The organism is Oceanibaculum pacificum (genome assembly GCF_001618175.1).
GTDB lineage: Bacteria > Pseudomonadota > Alphaproteobacteria > Oceanibaculales > Oceanibaculaceae > Oceanibaculum > Oceanibaculum pacificum.
In genome coordinates this window covers 1-8,609 of the sequence record NZ_LPXN01000034.1, presented here as the reverse complement: position 1 = coordinate 8,609, position 8,609 = coordinate 1, and the positions used below count along the sequence as shown (strand labels likewise).

Annotated in this window: 6 protein-coding genes; 4 read left to right on the top strand and 2 right to left on the bottom strand. The window is 65.0% G+C overall.

The features are described from left to right. Positions 1 to 1,192: energy-dependent translational throttle protein EttA (gene ettA / locus AUP43_RS03150; protein ID WP_067552573.1), on the top strand; the 1,192-nt coding region annotated here is incomplete at its 5' end. Between the two features lie 67 nt (positions 1,193 to 1,259). Here the strand turns inward: ettA and AUP43_RS03145 are convergent. Together AUP43_RS03145 and AUP43_RS03140 are read right to left on the bottom strand one after the other, a co-directional pair. Beyond that, positions 1,260 to 1,829, bottom strand: coding sequence for an MlaC/ttg2D family ABC transporter substrate-binding protein (locus AUP43_RS03145; protein ID WP_198154807.1), 570 nt, complete (start codon positions 1,827 to 1,829; stop codon positions 1,260 to 1,262). 75 nt (positions 1,830 to 1,904) lie between these two features. Then, positions 1,905 to 2,720, bottom strand: a complete 816-nt coding sequence (locus tag AUP43_RS03140; protein ID WP_067552567.1) for an MlaA family lipoprotein — start codon at positions 2,718 to 2,720, stop codon at positions 1,905 to 1,907. A 428-nt stretch (positions 2,721 to 3,148) separates the two neighbouring features. On the opposite strand from AUP43_RS03140, the gene AUP43_RS03135 reads away from it, so the two are divergent. From AUP43_RS03135 to metH, 3 genes are read left to right on the top strand one after another with little or no spacing between them, the layout of a single operon-like run. Continuing rightward, positions 3,149 to 4,108 carry an ArsR/SmtB family transcription factor gene (locus tag AUP43_RS03135; RefSeq protein ID WP_067552564.1) on the top strand — a complete coding sequence of 320 codons (960 nt, stop codon included), beginning with the start codon at positions 3,149 to 3,151 and terminating at the stop codon, positions 4,106 to 4,108. After that, positions 4,105 to 4,980: a methylenetetrahydrofolate reductase [NAD(P)H] gene (metF, locus tag AUP43_RS03130; protein WP_067552561.1), complete on the top strand. Its 876-nt coding sequence runs from the start codon at positions 4,105 to 4,107 to the stop codon at positions 4,978 to 4,980. Before AUP43_RS03135 ends, metF begins: the two co-directional genes overlap by 4 nt. 24 nt (positions 4,981 to 5,004) lie before the next feature. Continuing rightward, positions 5,005 to 8,508: a methionine synthase gene (gene metH, locus AUP43_RS03125; protein ID WP_067552558.1), complete on the top strand. Its 3,504-nt coding sequence runs from the start codon at positions 5,005 to 5,007 to the stop codon at positions 8,506 to 8,508. The last annotated feature ends 101 nt before the right edge of the window (positions 8,509 to 8,609 follow it).

Below are 8,609 nucleotides of genomic sequence, written 5' to 3'. Positions count from 1 at the left end.
CGACACGCTGTCGGGCGGCGAGAAGCGCCGCGTCGCGCTGTGCAAGCTGCTGCTGGAAGCGCCCGACCTGCTGCTGCTCGACGAACCGACCAACCATCTGGACGCCGAATCGGTCGCCTGGCTGCAGCGCACGCTGCACGATTATCCGGGCACCGTCGTGACCGTCACCCATGATCGCTATTTCCTGGACGAGGTGGCCGGCTGGATCCTGGAAATCGACCGTGGCCGCTGCATCCCCTATGAGGGCAATTACACCGGCTGGCTGGAGCAGAAGCGCAAGCGACTGGAGCAGGAATCCAAGGCCGAGGATTCGCGCATCCGCACGCTGCGCGAAGAGGAGGAGTGGGTTCGCGCCTCGCCGCGCGCCCGCCAGACCAAATCGCGCGCCCGCCTGCAGGCCTATGAGGAGCTGCTGGCCGCCGGGCAGGATCGCGCGCCCGACGCCAACCGCATCGTCATCCCCGCCGGCCCGCGCCTGGGCAATGTGGTGATCGAGGCCGAAAACCTGTCCAAGGCCTATGGCGAGCGCCTGCTGATCGATGGGTTGGAGTTCAAGCTGCCGCCGGGCGGCATCGTCGGCGTCATCGGCCCGAACGGCGCCGGCAAGACCACGCTGTTCCGCATGATCACCGGGCAGGAGACGCCGGACAGCGGCGCCATCCGCGTCGGCGAGACGGTGAAGCTGGCCTATGTCGACCAGAGCCGCGACGACCTCGCGCCGACCAAGACCGTGTGGGAGGAAATCTCTGGCGGCAATGACGAGATCGAGCTGGGCAAGCGCAAGATGCAGAGCCGCGCCTATGTCTCGCTGTTCAATTTTCGCGGCAGCGACCAGCAGAAGAAGGTCGGCCAGCTGTCAGGCGGTGAGCGTAACCGCGTGCATCTGGCGAAGATGCTGAAATCCGGTGGCAACGTCATCATGCTCGACGAACCGACCAACGATCTGGACGTCGATACCCTGCGCTCGCTGGAAGAAGGCCTGCTGGAATTCGCCGGCTGCGCCGTGGTCATCAGCCATGATCGCTGGTTCCTGGACCGCGTCGCCACCCACATCCTGGCCTTCGAGGGCGACAGCCAGGTGGTCTGGTTCGAGGGCAATTACCAGGCCTATGAGGAAGACCGCAAGCGCCGCCTCGGTTCGGCCGCCGACCAGCCGCACCGCATCAAGTACAAGCCGATCACGCGGGGTTAGTCCCGACGCGGCCACAAAAAAAGCCGGGCATTGCGCCCGGCTTTTTCTTTGCCTGTCGTGCGGTGCGTCAGACCCGGCTGAGGCGCTCGCGCATGGCTTTCAGCAGGGCGTCGAAATTGCCGCCATTCGACTGGATGACCGAGGAATAGTCGGAGCGCTGGGTGACGCTCATGCTCACCCCTTCGACCACCACATCGACGATCTTGAAGCCGCCATTGTCGTTGAACAGCCGCCATGTCACCGCCACCGGCGGGCCGGAGGGGCGCTGGATCTTGCTGTCGACCAGCATGAAGCGATCGCCATCGGCCCGGGCATTGTCGACCGCCAGCTTCTCGCCGGAATATTCCCGGAAGCGCGCGGCATAGGTGCGCACGATGCTTTCCTCGAACAGCTTCAGATATTCCTGCTGCTGTTCGGGCGTGGCGGTGCGCCAGTAGCGTCCCAGCACGAAACGGCCGATGCCGGGCACGTCGAAATTCTGGTTCAGCAGCGTGCGGAACTTGCTCAGCCGCTCTTCTTCGGCAAGCGACTTGTCGGTGATCGTGTCGATCGCCTTGCCGCCAAGCTCCTGGATGAAGGTCGTCGCCTTCTGCGGATTGTCGGCTTGGGCGGGCGATGCCGGCGATAGCGCAATCATGCAGCCGAATGCCGCTACCGCCATCGTTTTGCGGAGAGTACTCAGAATCATCGAATTTCCTTCAGGCTACGACCCTTATCGGGTCTTGGCGTCCGTGCCGCCAGGCAGATAGTCCTGATACGCATCGGAGGCACCGTCGGCCGTGCTGTCGGCGCCGCGCTGATTGCCGATCTGGGCCGCCCGGCGCTGCCGGTAGAGACTGCGGATGGCGGCATAATAATCCAACGAATTCGCTTTCACGTCGTCCAGCGCCTCCAAAGAGCGGGCGCGTGCATCGACCGCAGTGGCGCCTGCACGGGTATAGCCGATCCAGTCGCGATCCGTGTTCCAGGCGTACCAGTTCAGCGGGTCGAGAACCATATCGACGCCGAAGCCGACCGCGTCGCGCGGATTCGACGGGCCGATCAGCGGCAGGACGAGATATGGGCCTTCGCCCACGCCATGCAAGGCGAGCGTCTGACCGAAATCCTCGCTGTGCTTCTCATGGCCGTAATCGGCGGCCAGATCGTACACGCCCAGCACGGCCGTGTTGATGACGAAGCGCGTGGCGGTGGTCTCGGCGCGGTCCCATTCGCCCTGGAACAGGTCATTCGCCAGGATCACCGGACTGCGCAGATAATCCAGGAAGTTGCGTACCGCGTCCTTGCCCGGCTCCGGCATCCAGAAATCATAGGTCACGGCGACCGGGCGCAACACGAAGGTATCGACCGTCTCATTCAACGCGAAAACGAAACGGTTCGGAATTTCCAGCGGATCATTCACTTCCGCCTGGGCAGCCTTTTCCTCGGGGGTGCCCCCCATCGTGGCGCAGCCCGAAAGCAACAGCAGCCCCGCAGCCATGCCGAAAAAGCCGGCGCCGATCCGAGAGAAGTACGACGTCGATTGCGTCATTGTCACCGTTTCCTGAAACCGATCTTCAGCCTTAACCCGAAGATGCGAAGCATAGCAGCTAATTTGCCCGAACGGGTCGCAGAAACAAGGGGCGCAGAATGCCGCTGCCGCATATTGGAATAGGGCAGATTAAGAAAGTCAGTTAACACAACGCGCTGGATTCGCCAATGGAGGCGGCAGCTTGGTGGATTGTTTCGGCAACAGTGTGGCAGAAATGGCGCTTTAATTGGCGCGCATGTGAAAGCATCGCGCGGGATTTTCTTGACAGTCAAACATAAAGATATCTTTATGTTTCTATCTTTTTGAAGGAGGGAATGCGGATGGTGCGGCCCAGACCGTCCCCGCCAGTGGAAATAGAGGCCCGTGCGCCCACCTCGTCGCCTGCCCCGGCGTCGCCCACGCCAGCGCCCACCCCGGCACCAAGCACCATGGCGGCGCTGCTGGAGGGGCTGCGCGCGGCGGCCGAGCCGACGCGGCTTCGGCTGCTCAGCCTGTGCGCCCATGCCGAGCTGACGGTCAGTGACCTTACCCAGATCGTGGGACAAAGCCAGCCCCGTGTCTCGCGCCATCTGAAACTGCTGTGCGAGGCCGGCCTGATCGCGCGGCTGCGGGAAGGCACCTGGGCCTATTACCGGGTGGCGCAGACCGGCGAGGGCGCGCTGCTGGCGCGCACGCTGATCGGGCTGATCCCGGCCGACGATTCCGCGCTGGCGCTCGATCTGCAACGGCTGGAGGCGATCAAGCGCAGCCGCGCCGAGGCGGCCGAGGAATATTTCCGCCGCAACGCCGCCGACTGGGACAAGATCCGCGCCCTGCATGCTGATCCGCTTGAGGTGGAGCAGAAGCTGCTGGAACTGCTGCCCACGGACGGCATTGAGGATTTGCTGGATATCGGCACTGGCACCGGGCGCATGCTGGCGCTGTTCGGCCCCCGGGTGGCGCGCGCGCTGGGCATCGATGCCTCGCGCGAGATGCTGGCGCTGGCCCGCGCCCATCTGGAAGCCGCGGATTTGCGCAATTGCCAGGTCCGCCAGGCCGACATGTATCAGCTGCCGCAGGCTGGAGCGGGGATGGATGCGGCGATCCTGCATCTGGTGTTGCATTACGCCGAACGCCCGGCCGCGGTGATCGCCGAGGCGGCGCGGGTGCTGCGTCCCGGGGGGCGGCTGGTGGTGGTGGATTTCGCGCCGCACGACCAGGCCGCCCTGTTGCAGCGCCAGGCGCATCGCTGGCCGGGCTTTCAGGATAAGGAGATCGCGTCCTGGTGCGCGGAGGCGGGGCTGCGGATCGACGCCGTGGAGCGGCTGCCGGGCAAATCGCTGACCGTGTGCCTGTGGCGCGCCGTGAAACAGCCGGCCCTGGCGGCCGTTGAGGGAGGCCGGCCATGAGCGGCACGCTATCGTTCGAATTCTTTCCGCCCAAGACCCCGGCGATGGAGGAATCCCTATGGCGCTCGATCCAGCGCCTGGCCCCGCTGAAGCCGGATTTCGTGTCGGTCACCTATGGCGCCGGCGGCTCGACGCGGGAGCGCACCCATTCCACCTTGCAGCGGCTACTGGCCGAAACCCAGCTTGTCCCCGCCGCGCATCTGACCTGCGTGAACGCCAACCGGGACGAGGTGGACGAGGTGGCCCAGGCTTATTGGGACGCCGGCGTGCGCCATATCGTGGCGCTGCGCGGTGACGCCCCGGCCGACGCCGCCGGCAATTTCACCCGCTACCTGCCGCATCCGGAAGGCTATGCCTTCGCCGTCGATCTGGTGGCCGGGCTGAAGCGCATCGGCGATTTCGAGGTCAGCGTGGCGGGCTATCCGGAGCGGCATCCGGAATCGGCCGACCTGTCCGACGATCTCGATAATCTGAAGCGCAAGGTGGATGCCGGGGCGACCCGCGTGATCACCCAGTTCTTCTTCGAGGCCGAGACCTTCTGCCGCTTCGTCGAGAATGCCCGCAAGGCCGGCATCACCGTGCCGATCGTGCCGGGCATCCTGCCGGTCACCAATTTCGCCCAGGTGCAGAAATTCGCCAAGGCCTGCGGTGCTGCCGTTCCCGATTGGATGGGCGGGCTGTTCGAGGGGCTGGATGGCGACCCGGAGACCCGACAGCTGGTCTCCGCCTCGGTCGCGGTGAAGCTGTGCGAGAAATTGCGCGACAATGGGGTGGAGGATTTCCACTTCTATACCCTGAACCGCGCCGACCTGACCCTCGCCATCTGCCGCATGCTCGGCCTCGGCGCGCGGGTTCCCGCGTCGGTCGCGTAAGCAAGAAAGAAAAAGGATATTGCCATGTCGCGGTTTCTGAAGGCGCTGGAAGAACGGGTTCTGCTGGGCGACGGCGCCATGGGCACGCGCGTGCAGGCGGCCGATCTGGACGTGGATAAGGATTATCTCAGTTGCGAGAACTGCACCGAAATCCTGAACCGCAGTCGCGCCGACCTGGTGCGCGACATCCATGCCGGCTATCTGGAATGCGGCTCCGATGCGGTGCAGACCAACAGCTTCGGCGGCTCGCCCATCACCCTGGCCGAATTCGATTTGCAGGATGAGGCGTTCGAGCTGAACCGCATGTCCGGCGTGCTGGCGCGCGAGGCCATCGACCGCTTCAAGGCTGACGGGCGCGAGCGCTTCGTGCTGGGTTCCATCGGCCCGGGCACCAAGCTGCCCTCGCTGGGGCATATCGCCTACCAGCCGCTGGAAGACGCGCTGGCGCTGCAATCGGCCGGCCTGATCGCCGGCGGCGTCGACGCCTTCCTGATCGAGACCTGCCAGGACCCGCTGCAGGTGAAGGCCGCCGTGAACGGCGCCAAGCGGGCGATGCGCGAGGCCAAGGCCGATATCCCGATCATGGTGCAGGTGACGGTGGAAACCACCGGTACCATGCTGGTCGGCACCGATATCGCGGCGGCGGCGACCATCATCAATGCGCTGGACGTGCCGGTCATCGGCCTCAACTGCGCCACCGGCCCGCAGGAAATGGCCGAGCATGTGCGCTGGCTGGCGGAGAACTGGCCCGGCCGTATCTCGATCCAGCCCAATGCCGGCCTGCCGGAACTGGTCGATGGCCAGACCGTCTACCCGCTGGCGGCGCCCGAGCTGGCGACCTGGATGGAGCGTTTCCTGCGCCAGGACGGCATTGGCTTCGTCGGTGGCTGCTGCGGCACGCAGATGGAGCATATCCGGGCGCTCGACGCCATGTTGCGCAAGCTGGCGGCCGAGGAGGGCGAAGGCCATTACCGCCCCCGGCCGAAGACCCGCACCCCCGTCTGGACGCCGTCCGTCGCCTCGCTCTACGGCCCGGTGCCGCTGCGCCAGGAGAACGCCTTCTTCGCCATCGGCGAGCGCTGCAACGCCAATGGCTCGAAGAAATTCCGCGAGTTGCAGGAAAACCGCGACTGGGACGGCTGCATCGAGATGGGTCGCGACCAAGTGCGCGAGGGCAGCCATTCGCTGGATGTCTGCACCGCCTTCGTCGGCCGCGACGAGGTCGCCGACATGACCGAGGTGGTCAGCCGCATGCGCGGCTCCGTCGATTCGCCGCTGGTCATCGATTCGACCGAGCTGATCGTGCTGGAAGCCGCCCTGAAGCTGTATGGCGGCAAGGCGATCCTGAATTCGATCAATTTCGAGGATGGCGAGGAGCCGGCGGAAAAGCGCATGGATCTCGCCCGCCGCTTCGGCACGGCGGTCATCGCGCTGACCATCGACGAGGAGGGCATGGCCAAGACCGTCGAGCGCAAGGTGGAGCTGGCCAAGCGGCTGTACGATTTCGCCTGCGTGAAGCACGGGCTTCCGGCTTCCGATCTTATGTTCGACCCGCTGACCTTCACCATCTGCACCGGCAACGAGGATGACCGCAAGCTGGGGCTGTGGACGCTGGAGGCGATCGAGCGCATTTCGCAGGAACTGCCGGACTGCCAGATCGTGCTGGGGCTCTCCAACATCTCCTTCGGCCTCAATCCGGCGGCCCGCCATGTACTGAACTCGGTGTTCCTGGACCATGCGGTGAAGCGCGGCATGACCGGCGCCATCGTGCATTTCTCGAAGATCATGCCGCTGCACCAGATCCCCGAGAATGAGGTGAAGGTGGCCGAAGACCTGATCTTCGACCGCCGCGCCGAGGGCTATGACCCGCTGCACGCCTTCATGGCGCTGTTCGAGGGCCGGCAATCGGCTGCCAAGGTGGAGAAGAAGCGCGCCGAGACGGTCGAGGAACGACTGAAGGAGCGCATCGTCGACGGCGACCGCAAGGGGCTGGACGACGACCTTGCCGAGGCGATGAAGACCCACCCGCCGCTCGACATCATCAACACCTACCTGCTGGACGGCATGAAGGTGGTGGGCGAGCTGTTCGGCGCCGGCAAGATGCAGCTGCCCTTCGTGCTGCAATCGGCGGAGACGATGAAGGCAGCAGTCGCCTATCTGGAACCGCATATGGAGCGGGTCGAGGGGCAGGAGAAGGGCACCATCGTGCTGGCCACGGTGAAGGGCGACGTGCACGATATCGGCAAGAATCTGGTCGATATCATCCTCACCAACAATGGCTACAAGGTCGTCAATCTGGGCATCAAGCAGCCCATCGCGACGATCATCCAGGCCGCCGAGGAACATAAGGCCGACGCCATCGGCATGTCGGGCCTGCTGGTGAAATCCACCGTCATCATGCGCGAAAACCTGGAGGAGATGACCCGCCACGGCATGAAGACGCCGGTGATGCTGGGCGGTGCCGCGCTGACCCGCAACTATGTCGAGACCGACTGCGCGCAATCCTACGGCAGCGGCCAGGTCGCCTATGCCCGCGATGCGTTCGACGGGCTGAATTTGATGAACAAGGTCATCGATGGCGGCTTCGACGCTTTCCTGGCCGCCGAGCGCGAGAAGCGCACCAGCCGGGCGACCAGCTCCAAGGCCCCCGGCAAGACCTCCAAGGCGGCGAATGACGACGCGCTGGACATGGACGCCGCGCGCGTCCGCCGCCAGGCGCTGGCCGAGGGCGTGGAGGTGCCGGAGCCGCCCTTCTGGGGTTCGCGCGTCATCGCCCGCGTGCCGACGCGCACGGTGCTGTCCTATCTGAACGAGATGACGCTGTACCAATTCCAGTGGGGCTTCCGCAAAAGCGGGCGCACCCGCGCCGAATACCGCAAATATGCTGAGCAGGAGCTGAAGCCGATTCTGAAGCGCGTGCTGGAGACGTGCGAGCAGGAGGATATCCTGGTGCCGCAGGCGGTCTATGGCTATTGGCAGGCAGCCGCCGAGGGCAACGACGTGGTGCTGTTCGGCGAGAATGGCGGCACCGAGGTGTGCCGCTTCAAGCTGCCGCGCCAGGCCGGGCCGGACGGCAAGTGCCTGTCCGACTATTTCCGCGATATCGACGATGCCCAGCGCGACGTGATCGGCCTGCAGGTCGTCACCATGGGCTCCAAGGCCTCCGACATCGCGCGCGACTGGTTCGAGAGCAACCGCTACCAGGATTATCTTTACCTGCACGGCCTGTCGGTGGAGATGGCCGAGGCGATGGCGGAATATGTTCATAAGCGCATCCGCGCCGAACTGGGCTTCGCCTCCGAGGAAGCCGCCGACATGCAGGGCCTGCTGAAGCAGGAATATCGCGGCAGCCGCTATTCCTTCGGCTATCCCGCCTGCCCGAACCTGGCCGACCAGCGCCCGCTGCTGGAATTGCTGGGCGCGGAGCGCATCGGTGTCTCGCTGACCGACCAGGACCAGCTCGACCCCGAGCAATCCACCTCCGCCATCGTGCTGCACCACCCGAAGGCGAAATATTTCAACGTTTGAGGGGTGTGCCGCCGCTCTCAAACGTCATTCCCGGCTTGTGCCGGGAATGACGGGTTCCGCTTACTCGACCGACATCCAGTAAGCGGAAGCGTGGACCCCCG

Excerpts from the sequence above, each read along its gene's own strand:
- metH (WP_067552558.1), top strand. The coding sequence starts at position 5,005 with ATGTCGCGGTTTCTGAAGGCGCTGGAAGAACGGGTTCTGCTGGGCGAC.
- AUP43_RS03145 (WP_198154807.1), bottom strand. The coding sequence starts at position 1,829 with ATGATTGCGCTATCGCCGGCATCGCCCGCCCAAGCCGACAATCCGCAG.
- AUP43_RS03135 (WP_067552564.1), top strand. The coding sequence starts at position 3,149 with ATGGCGGCGCTGCTGGAGGGGCTGCGCGCGGCGGCCGAGCCGACGCGG.
- metF (WP_067552561.1), top strand. The coding sequence starts at position 4,105 with ATGAGCGGCACGCTATCGTTCGAATTCTTTCCGCCCAAGACCCCGGCG.
- AUP43_RS03140 (WP_067552567.1), bottom strand. The coding sequence starts at position 2,720 with ATGACGCAATCGACGTCGTACTTCTCTCGGATCGGCGCCGGCTTTTTC.